This is a genomic window from Actinomyces qiguomingii (assembly GCF_004102025.1).
GTDB lineage: Bacteria > Actinomycetota > Actinomycetes > Actinomycetales > Actinomycetaceae > Actinomyces > Actinomyces qiguomingii.
This window is the reverse complement of the sequence record NZ_CP025228.1, coordinates 1,608,741-1,629,998: the sequence shown is the minus strand read 5'-3', so window position 1 is coordinate 1,629,998 and position 21,258 is coordinate 1,608,741. Positions and strand designations below refer to the sequence as shown.

Below are 21,258 nucleotides of genomic sequence, written 5' to 3'. Positions count from 1 at the left end.
GGAACAGACAGGAGCAGTCATGCGTATCCGCGGCCAGTCCCCCGTCTTATGGCGCGCCCCCGGAGAGAGCCAGATCGGGGCCGAGCCGGGTCACGCCCTCATCCTGTCCGGGCTGACCAGCGGGGAACAGCTGTTGCTGGATCGGCTCCCCGACGAGATTCGCCCCGCTGGTATCTACCGCGCCGCCCGTTGGAGTCGAGTGCCCTTGGAGCGAGCCCGCGCCATCGTCTCTGACCTGTGCGAAGCGGGTGTCATCGACAGCTCCCCCGACCCTCCGGACAATGCCGACACGCTCTACTGGGACCGGCTGTCCACCGATCCGTCCGAGCGCGCCGGCATGCTACGGGCCGCCAGCGTCGCCCTACTGGGCGGCGGCGAGTTGGCCCGCGACATCATCCGCCTGCTGGTGGAGGCCGGAGTGCCCACCATCCTGCCCGACGACGACGCCCTGGCCGACTGGGCAACGAATCTGTCTGCCGCGGTACACACCCGGGCCCCATTGAATCTGCGGCCCGATGTGGTCGTCTCCCTGCAGGGACACGTGATCGATCCGGTGCCCTCACGAGATCTGGCGCGGGAGGGCATCTCGCATCTGCCGGTGGTGGTGAGGGAAGTGAGCGTGCGGGTGGGACCGCTGGTGGCCGAGAACTCGCCTGTGTGCACCACCTGTCTGGACCTGTGGGAGCGAGACGCCGACCCCTGCTGGCCGGCCCTGGCCACACAACTTCGGCTGCTGCCGGCTCCAGTGATAGAGCGACTACTGCTGCATCAGGCGGCAGCACTGGCTGCCCGAGCGGTTCTCGATGTCGTCACCGGCAGGGGCTCCCAATGGGAGGGGCGCAGTGTGGAACTGTCCGCCACCGACGCCGTGGGCGTAGCGCGCCGCTGGCGCCCTCACCCCGAGTGCCTATGCCTCCAACTGGCGGCCGAGGAGGGCTGCGACGCCGGGTCGGAGCCGGAGGCCGCGGACGCTTCCCGCTATTGCTGATCCACCTGGCTGAATTCACGCACGATCCGTAGCACGTCGGGCCCATACTCTTTGAGCTTGACGGCGCCGACCCCGCGGATCAGAGACAGCTGCGCGAGCACGCCCGGCTTGACGACGGCGATCGACCGCAGGGTGGCATCGGCGAACACGGTGTACGCCGGCTTCGATCCCTCCTTGGCGACCTGTGAGCGCCAGGCGCGCAACTGCTCGAACAGGGCCACGGTAGCCGGATCGTTGTCTGCCTCGAACTGCTCCGCCGCCTCCTTGGCGCGGGCGCGCGGCCCCTTGCCGGAGCTGGAGCGGCGGCGCGCGGGGGTGTCGGCGTCGGTGGGCCAGATACCATCCAGGAACCGGGAGGGCTTGCGGGAGGCGCGGCCGCCGGGATTGCGGGCGCGTGCGTAGGAGATCACTAGGTGCTCGCGGGCGCGGGTGACGCCCACGTACAGCAGGCGCCGCTCCTCCTCAATTGCGGCGGGCCCTTCTGCCAGGGAGATCGGCAGCAGCCCCTCGCAGGCGCCGATCAGCAGCACCGCATCCCACTCCAGTCCCTTGGCGGCGTGCAGGGATGACAGGGTGACACCGTCGACGGTGGGGGCGTTCTGGGCCTCCGCCCGGGCGGTGAGTTCGGCCACGAGCCCGTCCAGGTCGGTGCCCCGTCGCTGGCCGAGCTGATCCGCCAGTTCCACAATCGCATTCAGGGAGTCCCAACGCTCGCGCATGGCCCCACGGGCTGCCGGCGGCTGCTCACTCCAGCCCTCCCGGGACAGCACCATGCGAGTATCTGCACCGGGGTCGCCGGTGAGCTGAGCGCGCTCAGTGCGGGCGGCGGCGCGCAGCAGCACCATGGCGCGCTTGACCTCCTCGCGTTCGAAGAAGCGCTCCCCGCCGCGCACCAGGTAGCCGATGCCGGCGTCGGCCAGCGCCTGCTCTACCACCTCTGACTGGGAGTTGGTGCGGTACAGGACGGCGATCTCGGACAAGTCCACTCCGGCCGCCCGCAGCCGCTGCACCTGGGCGGCAACCCCGGCGGCCTCGGCGACGTCGTCGTCATAAGCCTCGAAGCGCACGGCCGGGCCGGACGGCCGCTGCGCCTGCAGCTGCACCGCCCCGGCCGGCAGGGACAGGGCCCCAGCACCGCGCCGCGAGCGCGACAGCACCCGGTTGGCCAGCGACACCACCTGCGGGGTGGAGCGATAGTCGCGAGTCAGCCGCACGGTGCGGGCACCTTCGTAGCGGGAGGCGAAACCGGTGAGGAATTCGGGGGTGGCGCCCGTGAAGGAGTAGATGGTCTGGGAGACGTCGCCGACCACGCACAGCTGGCGGCGCCGGCCCAGCCACAAGTCCAGCAGCCGCTGCTGAAGCGGGGAGACGTCCTGGTACTCGTCGACCACGAAGTGCTTGTACTGGCCGCGGATCTGGGCGGCAATGTCTTCGCGGTCCTTGAGGATGCCGACCATCAGCAGCAGCACGTCCTCAAAGTCGATCACGCCCCGCTCCGCCTTGACTTCCTCGTATACGGCCAGCAGACGGGCGACGGTGGCCGGATCCAGGTCCCCCACCCCGACTCGCCCCTGGGCGGCGGCCGCCTGGGCATAGTCCTCCGGGAGGGTCATGGTCACCTTGGCCCATTCGACTTCGGCGGCCAGATCACGGATTAGGGCGCGGTCCGTACTCAAGCCCAGCCGGTGGGCGGCAATGCCGACCAGACGACCCTTGTGACCCTCGATCTCATGACGGCGCCCGCCGATGGCGGTGGGCCAGAAGTAGGTCAGCTGGCGCAGGGCCGCAGAATGGAAGGTGCGCGCCTGGGCCCCGTGCACGCCCAGGTCGGCCAGGCGCGAGCGCATCTCTCCGGCGGCGCGGGCGGTGAAGGTGACGGCCAGGACCTGGGTGGGCTGGTAGGCGCCCACCGCCACCCCATGGGCGATGCGGTAGGTGATCGCCCGGGTCTTGCCGGTGCCGGCGCCCGCCAGCACGCACAGGGCGCCTTCCAGGTGCTCGGCTACCTGGCGCTGGTCGGGGTCAAGGGCGTCGAGCAGTTGGGCGGGACTGGGCAAAGCGCCGGGCGTGCCCGCGGGGCGCGGGGCGTCGGCTGCCTGGGCGTGGTCGTTCATCGCGGCCCAGCCTGCCACGCCTGGCTGACACGATTAGCCGGCACCTCTCCCGCCGGCCGCGGCGGGGCCGGTCCTGGCACGCGCGAGTGGGCAATCAGCCGATGGGACCGCCATACCAGTCCTCTATCAGCATCCGGGCAATGGAGGTGGGGCCGGGCAGGACCACGGCGCCAGCGGCGATGGCCTCGGCGAGTTCAACGCGGCTGAGCACGACGGTGTCGGTCACCTCATTGCCGTCGGGGCGGGCCAGGTGCTCGCCGGGCGCCAGGCGGGCCCGGTAGCCGAGCATGAGAGAGCGGGGGAAGGGCCAGGGCTGAGAGGCGACGAACTCCACACTGGCGACTTTCAGCCCGGTCTCCTCGGCGACCTCGCGGGCGACGGCGGCCTCCGCGGACTCCCCCGCCTCCACGAAGCCTGCAACGGTGGAGTAGCGATGCCGATCCCAGGTGGCGCCGTGGACCAGGACGATGCGGTCGGCGTCGTCGGTAACGGCCATGATGACGGCGGGGTCGGTGCGGGGGAAACTGAGGGCATCGCAGTTGGTGCACAGCCGCGCCCACCCGGCCTGGACGATCCGGGTGCGGCCGCCGCACAGGGCACAAAAGCCGGAGCGGGCGTGCCAGGCGGCTAGGGCGCTGGCGGGGGTTGCCAGCCCGGCGTCGTGGGCGTCCAGTTCCGCGCCGACGGCCCGCAGTGCGGACAGCGGGTAGCGGTCCAGGACGGCGCTGAGGGCGGGGTGGGGGTTCCCGGCGCCCTCGGCGTCGGTGGTTGAGGCGAGGTCGTCGGCGGGGACGACGGCGGCGATCCAGGCCGCCCCGGCGGCGTCGCCGGTGCCGGTGCCCTGTTCGCGCCCCAGGTAGAAGCAGGTCAGGCCGGTGACGTCGAGGTCGGTGGCGGTCAGGGGCGCGAGCCGGGGACGGGCGGCGCCAGTGGAATCGGCACGTCCGGGCCGCCAGACGGCGGCGTCACGGTCGTGCGGGGCGGCGGGCGCGAGGCCGTCGTCGGGCGGGTCGGCGGCGGTGACCGGGGTATCCAGTGCTATGCGGCCGCGAGCATCCACCAGCAGCAGGCGGGTGTCGGGATCGGCGGCCAGCCGGTCCAGCAGGTCCGGCTCGCCGCGGCGAGAGGCGTCGCGGTCGGTGGTGGCGCGGGACAGGGAGCGGGCCGCGGCTCCATTCGGTCCGGGCGCGGATGCTGGGCGGACAGGGTCGGGCTGCGGCGCGGAGGTCATGCGGGCAGCCTATCTGTGACCGGATTGGGTGGGACGGATACGCTGCCCGCATGAGTTCCGGAAGCGCCGTCACGCGCGTCTACCTCGATCATGCCGCCACCACACCCATACGGGCTGAGGTGGCCGAACAGGTGGCCCGCGATCTGGCCGATGGCCTGGGCGGGTGGGCGAATCCGGCGGCGCAGCACGCCTCGGGGCGCCGGATCGGGGCGATGTTGGCCCGGGCGCGTTCCCGGCTGGCTGCGGCGCTGGGGGTGGATCCGCATGAGGTGATCTTCACCGGCGGCGGTACGGAAGCGGATGCGTTGGCGGTCGCTGGGCGGGTGCTGGCGGCCCGGGCCGCCGGGGTTGAACGCCCGCGCGTAATCACCTCCCCGATCGAGCATCCGGCGGTGCTGGACAGTGCACGCACCGCCGCAGCGCAGTTGGGCGGCGAGCATGTGCAGCTGCCCGTGGACGGCGCCGGACGGGTACCCGTCAGCGCGCTCGGGCCGGCGCTGGCGGACGGGGCCGCCCTGGTGAGCGTGATGGCGGCGAATAACGAGACCGGTCTGGTGCAGGATCTGGCCGGGATCGTGGCGGCGGTACGCGCTGCGACTGGGACGGGCCGTCCGGGCGCGCCAGGGTACGTGCCCGTGCACACCGATGCGGTGGCGTCGGTGGGCCGGGTGCCGCTGGACTTTCACGGCTCGGGGCTGGACGCGCTGTCGCTGAGCGGGCACAAGCTCGGGGCGCCGGTGGGCGTCGGCGCCCTGATTGCGCGGCGAGACTTCTCCCTGGTGGCGCCCACCGGGGGCGGGCGCCAGGAGCGGGGACTGCGCTCGGGCACGCAGGACGTGGTCGGGGCGCGGGCACTGGCCCTGGCCGTGGAGCTGACCGTGGCCGAGCTGGCGGCGGAGGCGGCACGGCTGGAGGCGCTGCGCGCGCGCCTGCTGGCTGAGGCGACGGCACTGGCGGGTGTGCACGCGACCCTGCCCGATGATGCGACGCACCTGCCCGGCACGGCCCACCTGTGGGTGGAGGATGCCGACGCCGAGGCGCTGCTCATGGCGCTGGATATGGCGGGTATCGACGTTTCGGCCGGGTCGGCCTGCCATGCGGGGGTTTCGCAGCCGAGCCACGTCATGCTGGCGATGGGTTACGACGAGGAGGCGGCACGGGCGACGCTGCGCTGCTCCATGGGCCGGGAGACGAGTGCCGAGGATGTTGAGCGCCTGCTGGCGGTCTTGCCCGACGCCGTGGACGCCGCTCGCCGAGCCCGGCAGTTCAGGCACAGGAGTAGTACCCCTCCCTCCCGTCGAGTTCGGTCGATATAACCATCGAGTTCGGTTGTTGTGGCCGGGGTGCGATGGGTTTTCCACAGGGTGTTGGTTGGGGGTGGCGGTTGTGGTGGGTGTGTGGGTACGGTTGCCTGGCGTCGGCGCTTTGGCTGGCGCGCCTGTTAGTCCCGTTAGGGTCCTCACCGAGGAGGCCGTGCCCGTTATGTCTACCGTCCCCTTACTCCATTCGATGCCGCATCGGCGCCGGGCTGCGGTCGGGTTCGCTCGTCTGGCGGCCTTGTCCGTGGTGGTTGCCTGGCTGGCACTGGGTGGGGGTTGTTCGCGTGGAAGCGCCACCAGTGGTTTCAGTCCCACCTGGACCCCATCAGCGACTGTCAGTGCTAGTGCCGCGCCCACGCTGTCGCCGGAACAGGCCGCGGCCAGAGCCACCGCCCTGGCCATGGAGCCGCCTGATCCCTACACCCCACAGTTCACCCCCGAAGGCGCCATCACCGCAGCCACATACTTCCTCAGCCTGTTCCCCTACATGTACGCGACTGGCGACCTCGACGCCTGGAAGAACATGAGTGACGACAACTGCGAATTCTGCAACAACGCAATGAATGATGCTGCAGCACTGCACGACATCGACGGTTGGGCAGATCCGTGGGTTCAAGAGATAACCGCCTTAGGTTGGCGGATCGACGATACCGATCCCAACCGCTACGTCATACGAATCAACGTGGTGTCTCAAGCCCACACCGAGAACCCAGGCAGCAACAAACCTTCACGAACGGTAGAAAAGTCAGAAGGTCCACTGTTAATCCAGATGTATTGGCGAGGCCACGACTGGACGATAGAAGCAGGCGAACCAGAATGATTCACTCAAATGCGACACCTAAAGCCATTCTCGCAATTTTGCTATTGTTTACCTCCACAATCTCACCAGCATTCGCAGCCAACAACAACTCACCCAACCAAGTACACGCCAAAGCTGTAGCAAATTCGGTGATTGTTTCTGGTGGGGTGTCTTATGATGTGGTGGTGTCGGTTCCGGGTGGGTCGGGTGGGGGCGGTGTCACTGTTGAGGGCGGCACTGGTGGGGTGTTCGATGAGAGGGCCGCTTTTATGGCGAGTTTGTCTTATGCCATGTGCTTCGGTATGAGAATGGGCGTGAACGTCGGAATGCGTGCTGTTGTGCTTGATCCTGACGAGTGCGCCACCGATGCCGCGGCGGCAACCAGCGTCCAAGCCTCCGACGGCACCACCGTGGTGGTTAAGGTCACTGCCGCCGATGTGTCCACCCTGCTGGCCGAGGGCTCAGGCATCACCCGCCAGCCGCCGGGCCCAGAAGTACTGCTGACCAAGGACTTCATCGTCTACACCAGCCCCGACACCCAGGTCCTGACCACCACCGTAGCCGGAACCGAAGTAACCATCCACGCCACCCCCACCTCCTACACCTGGAACTGGGGAGACGGCACCACCACAACCACCACCGACCCCGGCGCACCCTGGCCCAACCAGACCCTCACCCACCGCTACACCCGCACCGCCACCGACGTCACCACCACCCTTACCACCACCTGGAAAGCCACCTACACCCCCAACGGCGGCACCACCACCCCCGTGGTCGGAACCATCACCACCACCAACACCACCACCCCCTACAACATCGTCCGCACCATCACCTACCTCACCGACCAAGCCGAAACCCAACAAGGACACTAACCAAACGACCTTGAACGCGTTCGCCTATGCGCATCCCGGCTGCAGTTACCCGGCGCATCCAGCGTCCAGAGGTGTTCTGCCCAACATCACGCAAGCCCACCCATGGCGGTAGGCTGCAACCCGCCCACCCGGGCACCTGCAGAACTAATACGGCGGAAGGAGCACACGTGCGGGTACTGGCTGCCATGTCCGGCGGAGTCGACTCCGCCGTTGCCGCGGCGCGCGTCGTCGAGGCCGGCCACGAGGTGGTCGGCGTACACATGGCTCTGACCCGTAACCGGGCCGCCGCCCGCTCCGGAGCCCGCGGCTGCTGCTCCATCGAGGACGCCGGCGATGCCCGCTGGGCCGCCGAGATCCTGGGTATCCCCTTCTATGTGTGGGATCTGTCGGAGGAGTTCGAGGAGCGGGTGGTCGCCGACTTCCTGTCCGAGTACCGCGCCGGCCGCACCCCCAACCCGTGCGTTCGCTGCAATGAACGGGTCAAGTTCGACGTACTGCTGGAGCGCGGCCTCGCCTTGGGATTCGACGCCGTCGTCACCGGTCACTACGCCCGCCTACACGGCGGCGCCGCCTACGGCCAGCCCGGCCAGGTCGATTCCCTGGAGCTGCACCGCGCTGCCGATGTGGCCAAGGACCAGTCCTACGTGCTGGCCGTCTCCGGACGCGAGGGCCTCTCCCGAGCAATCTTCCCCCTCGGCGATGCCCCGTCCAAGGCCGCGGTGCGCGCCGAGGCGGAGCGCCGCGGCCTGCCGGTGGCGGACAAGCCGGACTCCTACGACATCTGCTTCGTCGCCGACGGCGATACCCGCGGCTTCCTGCAGCGCAGCCTCGGCGTTCAGGAGGGCAACCTCGTCTCCCCCGACGGTGAGGTGCTCGGCACCCACGACGGCTACTTCGGCTTCACCGTCGGCCAGCGCAAGGGACTGGGCCTAACCCGTCCCGCCGCCGACGGCCGTCCCCGCTACGTGATCGCCACACGTCCGAGTACCAATGAGGTCGTGGTCGGCTCCGCCGAACTGCTGCAGCGCACCGTGGTCGATGGCAAGGACCTGGTGCTGCTGGACCGGCCCGATTCGCTTCCCGACGGCGCCGGCTGGCAGGACGTGGCCGTACAGGTGCGCGCCCACGGCCGCCCGGTGCCCGCCGACGTGACCGTAGACACCACCGCCGGCACGCTGCACGCCGTGCTACGCCAGCCCTTGCGGGGCCTGGCCGCTGGCCAGAGCGTCGTCGTCTATGGCGGGGAAGACGGGGGCCGGGTGCTGGCCCAGGCGACGGTCGCCTAAGCCAATCAAAACTCCGGGTCACCCGGGGGAAGTCAGGTCTTAAGCACTAGATCGGGGTCGTCAACGACACGGCCGAGGATCCGGTAGACCAGACCTGCGAGTAGCGCCAGCGCTACACCCGTAAACGCTACAAAAGTATGGTTGAGGAGAATCGCACCGGTGGCTTGGGAGATGATCGAAGCCACCAGCGGCAGAAAGAAGAAGACGACCACCCCCTGAGCGGACTGCACCGAGCGCGCCCTGTTAGAGATGGCCACGATAGACCCGACTATGACGAAGGCCAGAAGCGGTATCAGTGCGGCGACGGCGACCACCCAGGTCAGATCGGGGAAGAAGACGCTCCCCATGACCGGCCACCCGGCGACGTTGACTATCGCGGTGAAGACCACGAAAACGATCCAGGTGACTACCACGGCCGGAATGGTGGAGGCCAGAGTCTTGGCCAGGAAGATCTCGCGGATGGAGGCCGGCCCGTAAAGCAGACCGTCGAGAGTACGCCGTTCACGCTCCCCCACGAATGCCGCGGAGGCGCTGGCGGTGGCGACCACCATCGGAATGAGAAGGAACATGGGAGCGAAGACATACATCGTTATGGCCGTGATTATGATCTCCTGAGTTCCCGAACCCGGTGCAACCGCCGCACCCACACGCTCCAAGAAGGCCTCCATCCCGTGTAGCTGCTTGACGGCGTCCCCAGAGTTCGCCACCAGTCCGACGGCCAGTCCCGGTAGCAGAACATTGAACAGCACCGGGAACAGCACTACGGGGACCAGGGCGTTGACATCGCGCAGAGCCCTCCTCCACTCGTTGCGAATCAGCGCCTTCACCCGGGCGCGGGAAGGCTGTTCGATTACTCCGGTCATGAATGCTCCTATAAGGGATGGTGCGTGTTGCCGTTTTGTTCCGGGCCGTCTTGAATGGTTGCGAAATACAGTTCCTTGAGCGAGTGGGATCTAGGAGTCGCCGCGTTCACGCGCACACCGGCGGCAACCAGGTCGGCAACCAATCGGGCCGCACGATTAGGATCACCGGGGGCGTCGTCGGGAAGAGGAATACAAACCACCCCTCGGGAGAGGTATGCGTCCGGTCCGGCAGCATCCAGCGCCTCCCGGACGTCCGGAGTAGAAACATCCAGAACCGCGGTGGGCCAACGCCTGCGGATGAGCTCATCGACTGCGCCTTGAGCAACCAGACGCCCTTGATCGAGGATGCCTACTAGATCACATACATTCGCGAATCCGTGCAGTTGATGGGTGCACACGAATACCGCTGCGCCCTGGTCCGCGATCCGGCGCAGGTATTCGAGGAGTTCCTCGGCGGCCTCGGGGTCCAGACCCGCCGTCGGCTCATCAAGAAAGACGACTTCCGGGCGCGCCAGGAGCGTGCGCGCCAAAACGGCCTTAAGCGCCATACCCTTGCTGAACTCTCCGAGCCTGGAATCCAGTCGCTCGGCGAGGCCGAACATCTCGGCGAGCTCCTCGGTGCGGGTACGCACATGATCGGCCTTCATTCCCATAAGCTCACCCCAGAAGGCGAGGTTCTCGCGCAGACTTAGCTCCTGGTAGAGGGAGTAGTCGGACTGCACGCCCACGCGGGAGCGCAGGCTCGGTGCACTGTCGCGGGTAACCGTTCTGCCCAGTAGTTCTATCCTCCCGGAGTCCGCAGGAATCAGCCCCGTGAGCAGCCGGACACTGGTGGTCTTGCCGGACCCGTTGGGGCCCAGCAGGCCGAAAACGCTGCCACGCCCGATCTCCAGGGTCAGTCCGGCGAGCACCGGTCTTCCCCCAATTGAGCGCCTCACATTCACGGCTCGCACGGCGGGAGACTCGCCGGGTTGCGAACTCTCGTCCATATTCCCTCCCCCAAGACCAGCTGCGGTCCGCATAACCGATTCTTTTGGCCGGAGCAATCAGCGCAGGGATGTGTGGTGCTCGATGGAGCGCACCGCCCACCAACTCATGGCCGCCGCGAGGATCGGCCCGATGATCAGCATTCCCATGCCTATGATAGAAGGATCGTTCCCGGTATTAATGGAGTCGAGGAACTGACTCCACATGATTCGGCTCGTGAGTTCACCGGTGGTCAGGTCCAGACTGAAAGGCACGAATAAGGCAGTCACCAACCCGATGAGTTGATTGACCGCGTACAGGATCACCACTCCGATCAGTGGCGCTCCGAACCCGAGGTGGTTCCAGGGCTCCTGGGCGCCGATGCTCATCACGGCGGCGACTTGCAAAATAGTCACGGCCAAGGAGAGTGGAATCGACACGATCCAAAGCACTCGCGCAGCGGTTGAGGCGGTTAGCCACATGGCCTTTAACGGCTCCAGTGCATCGCCCAGTGACGAGCCATTGCTATGGGCGAGCACGCCGAACCATGCCAGCAGGCAGGCGGCGCCCAGCAGGCCGGCGATGAGAACCGCCAAATACGAGTAAAGCGTCTTGGCGGCGAAGATCGTGCGCCCACGCACCGGAAGCGTCATGGTCAGGTATCCGCGCGGACCATACATGGACTGCCAGTACTCGGTTACCACTAGAGCGCCGACTATGGTCGGGACGGCGACGGCGGCCAGCATGGATATCAGTTGCAGCAGGAAGGCGATCACAGTGACAGACTCCAACAGGCGCCACAGACCCAATGAGACGATGAAGACAACAAGGGCCACGCCCACCGCTGCGGCACTGCGCGGCGCCTGTGCACGGATCTCCTCGGTGAATAATGTGCGCAACATCAGTGGTACTCCTTCCGGAACAGGGTGTCCAGGCTCATGCCGTGAGCCTGGCGCAGGTCATCGGCGTCACCCGCGAGCAGCAGGCGCCCGTCCTTGAGGAAGACGACGGAATCGACGATCGGCTCCACGTCAGCGATCAGGTGGGTGGAGATGACCATTAGCGCATCGGGATCGAAGTTGCGCAGGACGCCGCTGAGGATCACGTCGCGCGCGGCCGGATCCACCCCGGAGATGGGCTCATCCAGCAGGTAGACGCGGGCGCGGCGCGCCATGATCAGACTGACGCGCAGCTTCTCCCCCATGCCCTTGCTCATCTCCTTCAGGCTCCGGTCCTCGGGCAGGCCGAAGAACTCGACCAACTCACGGGCACGGTCGGCGTCGAAGTCAGGGAAGAGCCGGGAGAACATGGCGATGGCCTGCTCGGCCTTGAGCCCCGAGGCCAGGAATTCGGCGTCGGGAAGGAAGGCGACCTGTGCCTTGGACTCCGGTCCGGGAGCATGTCCGCCTATCCGTACCCGACCGTCATAGTCGGACAGCAGGCCGGCCAGGATCTTCAGTAGGGTGGTCTTGCCCGAGCCGTTGGAGCCCATGAGGCCGACTATCCGGCCCGTCGGCAGGTCCAGGGACAGGTCCATCAGTGCCGGGCGACCACGGTAGGCCTTGGTCAGGCCGGACACCGACACCAGCGGCGCCTCGCCGCCGGGAATGGGCACGGAGGTGAAACGCGCCGCGGGTGACGGCGCTTGCAGTGGGTGCTGGTTCATGAGGATTCTCCTGTGTCTGCCGGGGATAGGCGCAGTTCCCAACGCTCCTGCAGGAGCGCGGCGGCCTGCGGAAGATCCATGCCGACAGCGGCGAGGGCGGTGATAAAGGCGTCCGTGGCGCCGGTGGCAAGTTCCCGGCGGACGGCGTCGACGACGGCGGTATCCGTGGTGACGAAGCGGCCGGCGGTCCGCTCGGTGCCGGTCAGCCCGGTGCGGTCAAGCTCGCCGAGAGCGCGTTGGACGGTGTTGGGGTTGACGCCGGACTGCGTGGCGAGTTCGCGCACGGAGGGTATCCGGGCGCCGATCGGCCAGGTGCCGGTGACGATCCGCAGACGGAAGTCGTCGACCAGTTGCAGCCAGATCGGCCGGGAGCCGTCAAGATCCACAAGGCCTCCCTCTGTTGGGTGTACGGGTGTGCTCATGAGCGCAGCGGGCAGAAGGCCGGCCGACCATCTGTATTACTGCACTAGTACAGTGACACATGCGGTCTCGGGCTGTCAACCCGGTTCCCCCACTGGCAGCACTCGCCCGGGAACCACTTGCTGCACCAGTCGCCCGGCAGGAGGACGGCGGCCGAGATGCCGCCATATCAACCGAACTCGACGGTTATATCGACCGAACTCGATGAAGAGCTCGAAGAAAGAGGCGCCCTACCTCGGGAGAACCGAGACAGGGCGCCACACGAGCAATCACTCCAGCTCGACGCCCCATGTCACCACGCGGCGGCCCGAGTCCGGAAGCAATCGACGTTCAGCCGCGCAAGCGAGCCAACTCCTCAACAAGTTGGGGAACCACCTGGGCCACATCTCCGACGACGCCGTAGTCGGCCATCTCGAAGATCGGGGCCTCGGAGTCGTCACAGATAGCGACGATCGTGCCGGCACCCTGAATACCGCTGGTGTGATGGACGGCGCCGGACACACCGAGCCCGATATACAGGCGTGGGGCGATGGAGACACCCGTCTGCCCCACCTGCGCGGAACGCTCGATCCAGCCCTCGTCACAGGCGACACGGGTGGCCCCAATAGCGGCCTGAAGCGGGTCGGCAAGGGTATGCACCAGGTCCAGATCGCCGTCGATGCCGCGTCCGACCACCACGACCCGCTGCGCCTCGGACAGGTCGGGGCCAGCGGCGGCGGCGCCGACCTCGCGGGAGATGACCTTGACAGCGACGGCCTCAGAGCTTAGCGGCACCTCTAGCTCCTCCACGCCAAGCACCTCTTCACCTGCGGTAGCCGGCATGGCAGCGGCCGCACTGGGATGCACGGAGATGACCGGCGTCCTGTCCGCCTGTGCCGAAACGGTCATGGTGGTGGACCAGGTGCCGGAGAGGACCAACTTGGAAGCGCGCAGCTCGTTGCCGACCACCTGCAGATCGCCAACATCGGAGGCACAGGCGGAGTCCAGCAGCACCGCAGCACGCCCGGCAATCTCCTTGCCGCGGTAGTCACTTCCGACCAGCACGGCGGCCGGACCTACCGCACCTACGGCGGCGACAACGGCATCGGCGGCCACGGCGGCCACCGCCTGATCACCGCCCAACTGGGCTGCGAGCAAGCGGGTGGCGCCAGCAGCACCGATAGCCCTGGCGGCATCTGCATTCACACCGCCCAGGACCAGAGCGACGACGTCGGCACCGGTAAGCTCACGGGCGGTGGCAACTAGGCCCAGTGCGGCGCTGGAGGGTGCACCTTCGGGGGTGCAATCCACCAACACCAGGATGGGGGCGCCCAGGATGCCGGTCGCAGCGGAGGATGTGGTTTCAGACATGGGTTGCAGTCTTCCTTCCGGTTCGGATCCGCTCACGCAAGGTCGTTCTCGACCAGCCAACCGGCCAGTTCGCGTCCCGCCTCGCCGGCGTCAGTACGGATAATGCCTGCCTGCCGGGCGGGCCGCTCGGTGAAACCGACGACGGCGATAGCGGGCCCGGCAACGTCGGTCAGACCGAGATCGGCCAGGTCCCAGGTCTCCACCGGCTTCTTGCGGGCCGCACGCATGGCGGCGAAATTGGGGTAACGCGGCTCGTTGGCCTGGTCGGTGACAGATACCAGTGCGGGCAACGGGGCGCGGAGCACCTCCCGGACGGTTCCGGTGGCACGGGTGATGGTCGCCTCATCCACACTGACCTCCAGCGAACTCGCCAAGGTCAGGGCCGGCACGTGCAGGGCGGCAGCCAGCGCTCCGGGCAGCATGGAAGTCATGGCGTCCAAAGAGGCCATACCGGTAACCACCAAGTCCACGTCTCCGGTTCCGCCGTCGGCGGTGCCACCGATCCTAGACACGGCAGCAGCGAGGGTACGCGCAGTAGTGGGGACATCAGCACCCGCCAGAGCGTCGTCACTGACCACGACTCCGGAGTCGGCCCCCATCTGCAGGGCACGGCGCACGCCGTCCTCGGCATCCTCGGGCCCCATACACAGGGCGATCACCTGTCCACCCAGGTCTTCGACCAGCGAAACGGCGGCTTCGACGGCGTTCTCGTCAAGCTCGTTGAGAACGTCCTCCTCTCCGCGGACCAGGCGCCCCTCCTCCAGGCGGCGCTGGGACTGCACATCAGGGACGTGCTTGATGCACACGACTATTTTCATGCGTACAAGATTGCCATATCGCGCCACCCTCACCGGTGAGCCGTCAGTCACCCCACCGCAGCCACGGCCCGAAGCGGACGGCGACAACCCGTCCACTACGCCTTGTCTCGGTGCCGGACACAGACCACCCGAAACAGCCCGCACAGCCTGCCCAAACACCGCCACGCCTACCCTCACTAGCACGGCCACAGTTCCGACAGGTAAATCGTCGGTCACGAACGACGGTCACGAAGTAGCGTCGCGCGCTCCGGTACCAGACAATATGCTTCATGCCCATGTCCTCCACGCCAGAGCCGCACCCCGCTGCCCGCGCCGACTCCGACGCCTCGGACCGTACTCTCCTGGGCGCCCGGCTCCTTGAGGACGGCGCCGACTTCGTAGTGGTGGCGCCGCGCGCCGACGCGGTCGACCTGTGTCTGTTCCAGGTCGACGCCGCCGGTGACATCACCTCCGAGCGACGCATCGGCATGCACGGCCCCGTTCGCGGCGCCTGGAGCGCGCACGTGCCCGGAGTGCAAGCCGGGCAGCGTTACGGTTATCGGGTGTATGGGCAGTGGAACCCGTCGGAGGGGCTACTGTTCAATCCCCGCAAACTGCTGCTCGACCCCTACGCACGTGCCATAGACGGCTCCCCTCGCCTTGGCCCCGAGCTGTACGCTCACGCGGTGGACGCCGCGCTGGCCCCAACCGACGTCCCCTTCCTCCGCTCGGAACTGGACTCGGCGGGCCACACCGCTCTCGGCGTCGTCACCGGCGCACAGTTCCCGGTGGTCCCCGGGCCGAAGGTGCCGGAGGAGCGCACTGTCATCTACGAGACGCATGTCAAGGGCTTCACTCACTCCATGCCCGGCGTCCCACCGCAACTGCGCGGTACTTACGCGGGCCTGGCACACCCGGCCGCCATATCGCACCTGCACTCCCTAGGCATAACCACAGTGGAGTTGCTGCCCGTGCACGCGTCCTTCTCCGAGGCCTTCCTTCTTCAGCGCCAACGGACGAACTACTGGGGCTACTCCACCCTGTCCTACTTCGCTCCCGAACCCTCCTACGCCACCCAGGCCGCCCGAGAGGCCGGACCGCAGGCCGTCCTGGACGAGTTCCGCGGCATGGTCTCACTGCTGCACGAGGCCGGACTCGAGGTCATCATGGACGTGGTCTACAACCACACCTGCGAGTCGGGTATGGACGGGCCCGCCCTGTCACTACGGGGTCTGGACAACCTCGAGTACTACCTCCACGCCCCCTACCGACCCGCCCAGTACGTGGACGTCACGGGAACCGGCAATACGGTGGACTTCCGCTCCACCCGGGCGGTGCAGCTGGTGCTGGACTCGCTGCGGTACTGGGCGGGAGACGTCGGCATAGACGGCTTCCGCTTCGATCTGGCGGTCACGCTGGGCCGGGATGCCTCTGAATTCCAGTCACGCCACCCTCTGCTGATAGGTATGGCCACCGACCCGGTGCTACAGCACACCAAGTTGATCGCCGAGCCCTGGGACATCGGGCCGGGCGGCTGGCGCACGGGTGAGTTCCCGGCTCCCTTCCACGACTGGAATGACCGCTACCGCGGCACAGTACGCTCCTTCTGGCTGCACGACGCCTCCGAGATGTCCAAGGGCCGCCCCGGCAACGACCTGCGGGATCTGGCCACCCGTCTGAGCGGCAGCGCAGACATGTTCAGCTACGGCGAGTACCCGGGCGGGCGCGGACCACTGGCATCGATCAACTTTGTCACCGCTCACGACGGCTTCACCCTGCGAGACCTGGTCTGCTACGACTACAAGCACAACCTGGCCAATGGCGAGGACAACCGTGACGGCACCGACGACAACCGTTCATGGAACCACGGTTTCGAGGGCCCACTGCCGGAGGGCATGGGCGGAGGACCGATCGAGATCCTGCGGCGCCGATCCTCCCGCAATGTGCTGGCCACGCTGCTGGTGTCAGCCGGCACGCCCATGCTGCTGGGTGGTGACGAAATGGGACGAACCCAGGGGGGCAACAACAACTCCTACTGCCAGGACTCGGAAATCTCCTGGTTCGACTGGAATCTGACCACCTGGCAGCGAGACCTGATCGCCACCACGCATTTCCTGATCCGCCTGCGCGATCAACACCCCGTGCTGCGTCCTACGACATTCGCCTCGGGGTCCACCCCGGAAGGCGACACACTTCCCGACCTGTCCTGGTACCGGGCCAATTCCGACCCCATGGATGTGGCCGCCTGGCATGATCCTTGGACCCGCGTGGTGCAGATGCTCCGCTCCGGCACCCCCATGGGCGACGCCGACCTGCTGCTGGTAATCAACGGCTCCCTGAGCCAGGAGGACGTCACGCTCCCCGATGGTCATGGCACTGACTGGCACCTGATGTGGGACTCCACCTGGGCCGTGCCACGCCCTCACACCTCAGCCTTCGCTCTCGCACACCGGGTAAGCCGGGGACCGGCCGCTCAGGCACGCGCGGTCAACCCCACCCGTGCTCGAGCCTCCCGGTCGGGAGCCACCGATTGCCGCCAGGACCGGCCCGGCGACACCACCACCCTGGACGCTCTGTCTCTGCGGATCTATCTGTCCGGCGAGCAGCTGATCGGCATGCCCAAGAAGTAGTAACACTCACACACCGAGATCGGTCTAAGTGCGTGCCGAGATCGGTCGAAATGCCTGCTCTTCCGGTTTGGGGGTGTGGTGGTGCCGGTTCGGGTTGGTGCGGTTGTCTTGTTTGCTGTGGTTGACGGTGGTGCGCGTGGTGCCGGTGTGCCTGCGGTCGACGGTTGAGGTGCCGTAGAGGGCGTTGGCGTGGTCGGGAACCGTCCTGGCTGGGAAGCGCCTGGTTCATCGGCCAAGACGTCCGCGCCTCTCGGATAGCAGGCCGGGTGGGCAACCAGATGCGGGGCCTGCTCGCCACGCCAAGGCGGTTGGCCGGCACCTGAGAGCCAAGGTGTCCAGATTCGGCACAAACAGTCTTGCCGCACCCGATACCGCCCACCACAACCGCATGATTCCAACGACCCCAAGGAGGTCCGCACACCTAGCCGGCGCGTTTGTCCCGAATCTGGACACTTCCCCCGACCCACCAACCCCACCGACCGAACTCGATGGTTATATCAACCGAACTCGATGGTTATATCGACCGAACTCGGCGGACGCGGCCTCAAACCGGAAGAACCCGATTCCAGTCGGGCGGCAGACGACCCTTAGGATGGCGGCCATGACCCAGCACGACGTGACCATAGGTTCCCCCTCCGCCGGCGACGCCGCCAACGGCGCAGATGCGGGCGATATCCTGTCACGATCCACCGATGTGGCCTCCCTCACCCGTTCCCTCGCCCGTAGTGCCGAGATCGAGGCCGATCTGGATGTCAACCCCGCCCGCTACCGGATGCTCACGGGCGTGCGACCTACCGGGAACATGCACCTGGGCCATTACTTCGGCACTATGCACTCCTGGAAGGGCATCCAGGATCGGGGTGTGGACACCTGGATTCTGGTAGCCGATTACCAGGTGATCACCGACCGTGACGGCGTAGGCCCGATCCGCGAGCGCGTACTGTCGCTAGTGGCGGACGCCCTTGCCGTAGGCGTGGACCCACAGCGCTCTACGATCTTCGCCCACTCGGCCGTTCCGGCCGCCAACCAGCTGATGCTGCCATTCCTCTCCCTGGTAACCGAGTCCGAGCTGCACCGCAATCCGACGGTCAAGGCCGAGCTGGAGGCCACCGACGGGCGTGCCATGACCGGCCTGATGCTCACCTACCCGGTGCACCAGGCCGCCGACATCCTGTTCTGCCAGGCGAACCTGGTGCCGGTGGGCAAGGACCAACTGCCCCACCTGGAGCAGGCCCGGATGATCGCCCAGCGCTTCGACAAGCGCTATGGGCGCGCGGTCAAGGAGCACCCGGTCTTCCGCCGTCCGGAGGCGCTGCTGTCACAGGCTCCACTGCTGCTGGGCCTGGACGGGGAGAAGATGAGCAAGTCGCGCCACAACACGATCGAGTTGCGCATGAGTGCCGATGAGACCGCCAGACTGCTCAAGCGGGCCAAGACCGATTCCGACCGGCACATCACCTACGATCCCGAGGGCCGCCCGGAGGTGGCGAACCTCCTCACACTGGCATCCCTGTGCGGAGCCGGGGAACCGCAGGAGCTGGCTGAGCGGATCGGCGACGGTGGTGCCGGCATGCTCAAAAAGATCACCACCGAAGCGGTAAATGATTTCTTCGCCCCTATTCGTGCACGCCGCGCCGAGTTGGCCGCCGACGAGGACTACCTGCTGCAGGTGTTGTCCGATGGCAACGCCAGGGCCAATGCGGTGGCCGAGCGGACCCTCGACGCGGTGCGCGAGGCCATGCACATGAACTACTGAGACGCCGGGGCGGCCACATGCGCGCTCGCGGACGGGTACGCTTGCGCTGTGACCCCTAACACGACGCCGCGCACGGCGAAGACGACGCCCACCAGCCACGTAGCCCCCGCCGACCCGGCGACGCCCGCACCCGCAGAGGTTCCGCGGCCGGCGCCCTACGCCCCGGTCGGCCGCATCCCAGTGACAGAGGTATTCCCTGTCGTCGAGGACGGCCGCTGGCCCGCCAAGGCGGTGCCAGAAGAGGTCTTCCCGATCCGAGCCACGGTTTTCCGGGAGGGGCACGACCGTTTCGGTGCCACCGCCGTGTTGGTCCGCCCCGACGGCAGCGATGGCCCCAGTGCCCGCATGTACGAGGTCGGCATCGGCCTGGACCGATACGAGACGCACCTGGCCGCTGACGCCCCGGGCGACTGGGGCATCCGCGTGGACGGGTGGTCGGACCCTTACGGAACCTGGGCGCACGACGCCGGGGTGAAGGTGCCCGCCGGCGTCGACGTCGACCTCATGCTGGAGGAGGGGGCGCGCGTACTGGAGCGCGCGGCCTCCGTGGAGGGCCGTGAGGAGGCCGATGCAGAGGTGTTGCTGAATGCCGCAGTTGCGCTGCGCGACCAGGCCGCCTCAGCCACAGAACGTCTGGCCGCCGGCCTGTCCGAGGAAGTGACCGCAGTCCTGGACCGACTGCCATTGCGCGACCATGTCTCCCCATCGGCCACCTACCCCCTGCAGGTCGACCGGCGCCGCGCCCTGTCCGGCTCGTGGTATGAGATCTTCCCGCGTTCGCTGGGCGCCCGTAAGGATGACAATGGCGTCTGGCACACCGGGACCCTGCAGTCGGCCGCCCGCCGACTAGACCGCATCGCCGCCATGGGTTTCGACGTGCTGTATCTGACCCCGATCTCGCCCATCGGCACCACTAACCGCAAAGGCCGCAACAACACGCTGAACGCCCAGCCCGAGGATCCCGGATCCCCCTACGGTATCGGCTCGCCAGATGGCGGCCACGACGCCATCAATCCCGAGCTGGGCACCTTCGAGGACTTCGACGCCCTGGTGATGCGCGCCCGTGAACTGGGCATGGAGGTGGCCCTGGACCTGGCACTGCAATGCTCGCCCGACCACCCCTGGGTGTCCGAGCATCCGGAATGGTTCACGATCCTGGCCGACGGTTCCATTGCTTATGCGGAGAACCCGCCCAAGAAGTACCAGGATATCTACCCCCTCAACTTCGACAACGACCCCGAGGGCATCTACCAGGCGATCCTGCAGGTGGTGCGTACCTGGATCAGCCACGGGGTAACGATCTTCCGTGTGGACAACCCGCACACCAAGCCCCTGCCCTTCTGGCAGCGTCTCATTCGGCAGGTGCGCGCGGACAACCCGGAGGTACTGTTCCTGGCGGAGGCCTTCACCCGTCCCGCCATGATGCGCACCCTGGCGAAGATCGGCTTCCACCAGTCCTACACCTACTTTGCCTGGCGCAACACCAAGAAGGAGCTGACCGACTACCTGGTGGAGTTGTCTCAGGAGACCGCCCACATCATGCGGCCCACCTTCTGGCCAACTACTCACGACATCCTCACCCCCTTCATGACCAACGGGAAGGTTCCCGCCTTCAAACTGCGGGCGGTGCTGGCCGCCACCATGTCGCCCACCTGGGGCATCTACTCCGGCTACGAATTGGCCGAGTCCGTGCCGCGGCCCGGATTTGAGGAGCAGATCGACAACGAGAAGTACGAATTCAAACAGCGCGACTTCGGCGCCGCCCGCGTCAATGGCATCGAAGACCTGCTCACCCGCCTGAACGCAGCCCGCCATGCCCACCCGGCGCTGCAGCAGTTGCGCGACGTCTGGTTCCACGCCACCAGCGATGATTCGCTGATCGCCTACTCTAAGCGGGTCGACGCCGCCCACAGCGCCACCGGCAAGGACGACGTTGTGCTCGTGGTGGTCAACCTGGACCCCTATGGTGCCCGCGAGGGAGAGATCTATCTGAATCTGGAACAGCTGGGCCTGCCCGGCTGGGTGGATGGTTCTCAGCCGGTGCTGCGGGTAACCGATGAGTTGACCGGTGACACCTACGACTGGTCCGGACAGAACTATGTGCGTTTGGACCCGTTTGCGGGACGCGTCGCCCACGTCTTCAGCGTCGAGCCACTGTGACCACCGCGATCGACCGGCACCGAATCATCAACGATCAGTAT

The 21,258-nt window shown here is 67.1% G+C and carries 17 protein-coding genes; 8 read left to right on the top strand and 9 right to left on the bottom strand.

Annotated elements, in window-relative coordinates:
* Nucleotides 1-19: 19 nt before the first annotated feature.
* The gene (locus CWT10_RS06645) at nucleotides 20-988 is read left to right on the top strand and encodes a thiamine biosynthesis protein ThiF (RefSeq protein WP_103062585.1); all 969 of its coding nucleotides are present in this window, start codon (nucleotides 20-22) and stop codon (nucleotides 986-988) included.
* Here the strand turns inward: CWT10_RS06645 and CWT10_RS06640 are convergent.
* Together CWT10_RS06640 and nudC are read right to left on the bottom strand one after the other, a co-directional pair.
* Nucleotides 979-3,102, bottom strand: coding sequence for an ATP-dependent helicase (locus CWT10_RS06640; protein ID WP_103062584.1), 2,124 nt, complete (start codon nucleotides 3,100-3,102; stop codon nucleotides 979-981). The genes CWT10_RS06645 and CWT10_RS06640 overlap by 10 nt on opposite strands.
* 94 nt (nucleotides 3,103-3,196) lie before the next feature.
* On the bottom strand, nucleotides 3,197-4,333 hold the full coding sequence (nudC, locus tag CWT10_RS06635) for an NAD(+) diphosphatase (protein ID WP_103062583.1): 1,137 nt from the start codon (nucleotides 4,331-4,333) through the stop codon (nucleotides 3,197-3,199).
* 50 nt (nucleotides 4,334-4,383) lie between these two features.
* On the opposite strand from nudC, the gene CWT10_RS06630 reads away from it, so the two are divergent.
* The 4 genes from CWT10_RS06630 to mnmA all read left to right on the top strand — a co-directional run bounded on the left by CWT10_RS06630 (nucleotide 4,384) and on the right by mnmA (nucleotide 8,609).
* On the top strand, nucleotides 4,384-5,649 hold the full coding sequence (locus CWT10_RS06630; RefSeq protein ID WP_103062582.1) for a cysteine desulfurase family protein: 1,266 nt from the start codon (nucleotides 4,384-4,386) through the stop codon (nucleotides 5,647-5,649).
* A 247-nt stretch (nucleotides 5,650-5,896) separates the two neighbouring features.
* Complete coding sequence (locus CWT10_RS06625) at nucleotides 5,897-6,472, top strand: DUF6318 family protein (protein WP_244936788.1); 576 nt, start codon at nucleotides 5,897-5,899, stop codon at nucleotides 6,470-6,472.
* A gap of 164 nt (nucleotides 6,473-6,636) precedes the next feature.
* Complete coding sequence (locus tag CWT10_RS06620) at nucleotides 6,637-7,323, top strand: zinc transporter (protein ID WP_244936784.1); 687 nt, start codon at nucleotides 6,637-6,639, stop codon at nucleotides 7,321-7,323.
* A 167-nt stretch (nucleotides 7,324-7,490) separates the two neighbouring features.
* On the top strand, nucleotides 7,491-8,609 hold the full coding sequence (gene mnmA / locus CWT10_RS06615) for a tRNA 2-thiouridine(34) synthase MnmA (RefSeq protein ID WP_103063181.1): 1,119 nt from the start codon (nucleotides 7,491-7,493) through the stop codon (nucleotides 8,607-8,609).
* A gap of 32 nt (nucleotides 8,610-8,641) precedes the next feature.
* Here the strand turns inward: mnmA and CWT10_RS06610 are convergent, their stop codons facing one another.
* The 7 genes from CWT10_RS06610 to CWT10_RS06580 form a co-directional block, all read right to left on the bottom strand.
* A complete protein-coding gene (locus tag CWT10_RS06610) occupies nucleotides 8,642-9,472 on the bottom strand; it encodes an ABC transporter permease subunit (protein ID WP_103063115.1) in 831 nt (276 codons plus the stop codon).
* A gap of 8 nt (nucleotides 9,473-9,480) precedes the next feature.
* Nucleotides 9,481-10,461 (bottom strand): ABC transporter ATP-binding protein, encoded by a 981-nt coding sequence (locus CWT10_RS06605; protein WP_158247651.1) that lies wholly within the window; start codon nucleotides 10,459-10,461, stop codon nucleotides 9,481-9,483.
* 57 nt (nucleotides 10,462-10,518) lie between these two features.
* Nucleotides 10,519-11,340, bottom strand: coding sequence for a hypothetical protein (locus tag CWT10_RS06600; RefSeq protein WP_103063117.1), 822 nt, complete (start codon nucleotides 11,338-11,340; stop codon nucleotides 10,519-10,521).
* On the bottom strand, nucleotides 11,340-12,104 hold the full coding sequence (locus CWT10_RS06595; RefSeq protein WP_103063118.1) for an ABC transporter ATP-binding protein: 765 nt from the start codon (nucleotides 12,102-12,104) through the stop codon (nucleotides 11,340-11,342). The genes CWT10_RS06600 and CWT10_RS06595 overlap by 1 nt, the downstream gene beginning before the upstream one ends.
* Nucleotides 12,101-12,490, bottom strand: a complete 390-nt coding sequence (locus CWT10_RS06590) for a GntR family transcriptional regulator (RefSeq protein WP_103063119.1) — start codon at nucleotides 12,488-12,490, stop codon at nucleotides 12,101-12,103. The genes CWT10_RS06595 and CWT10_RS06590 overlap by 4 nt, the downstream gene beginning before the upstream one ends.
* Nucleotides 12,491-12,854: 364 nt before the next feature.
* A complete protein-coding gene (locus tag CWT10_RS06585) occupies nucleotides 12,855-13,874 on the bottom strand; it encodes an electron transfer flavoprotein subunit alpha/FixB family protein (RefSeq protein ID WP_103063120.1) in 1,020 nt (339 codons plus the stop codon).
* A gap of 32 nt (nucleotides 13,875-13,906) precedes the next feature.
* Nucleotides 13,907-14,692, bottom strand: a complete 786-nt coding sequence (locus CWT10_RS06580; RefSeq protein WP_103063121.1) for an electron transfer flavoprotein subunit beta/FixA family protein — start codon at nucleotides 14,690-14,692, stop codon at nucleotides 13,907-13,909.
* A 275-nt stretch (nucleotides 14,693-14,967) separates the two neighbouring features.
* On the opposite strand from CWT10_RS06580, the gene glgX reads away from it, so the two are divergent.
* The 3 genes from glgX to CWT10_RS06565 all read left to right on the top strand — a co-directional run bounded on the left by glgX (nucleotide 14,968) and on the right by CWT10_RS06565 (nucleotide 21,217).
* Nucleotides 14,968-17,301 carry a glycogen debranching protein GlgX gene (gene glgX, locus CWT10_RS06575; RefSeq protein ID WP_103063122.1) on the top strand — a complete coding sequence of 778 codons (2,334 nt, stop codon included), beginning with the start codon at nucleotides 14,968-14,970 and terminating at the stop codon, nucleotides 17,299-17,301.
* A gap of 601 nt (nucleotides 17,302-17,902) precedes the next feature.
* Nucleotides 17,903-19,057, top strand: a complete 1,155-nt coding sequence (trpS, locus tag CWT10_RS06570) for a tryptophan--tRNA ligase (protein ID WP_233188146.1) — start codon at nucleotides 17,903-17,905, stop codon at nucleotides 19,055-19,057.
* A gap of 48 nt (nucleotides 19,058-19,105) precedes the next feature.
* Entirely contained in the window at nucleotides 19,106-21,217 is a 2,112-nt protein-coding gene (locus tag CWT10_RS06565; RefSeq protein ID WP_103063123.1) for an alpha-1,4-glucan--maltose-1-phosphate maltosyltransferase, read from the top strand.
* Nucleotides 21,218-21,258 lie beyond the last annotated feature (41 nt).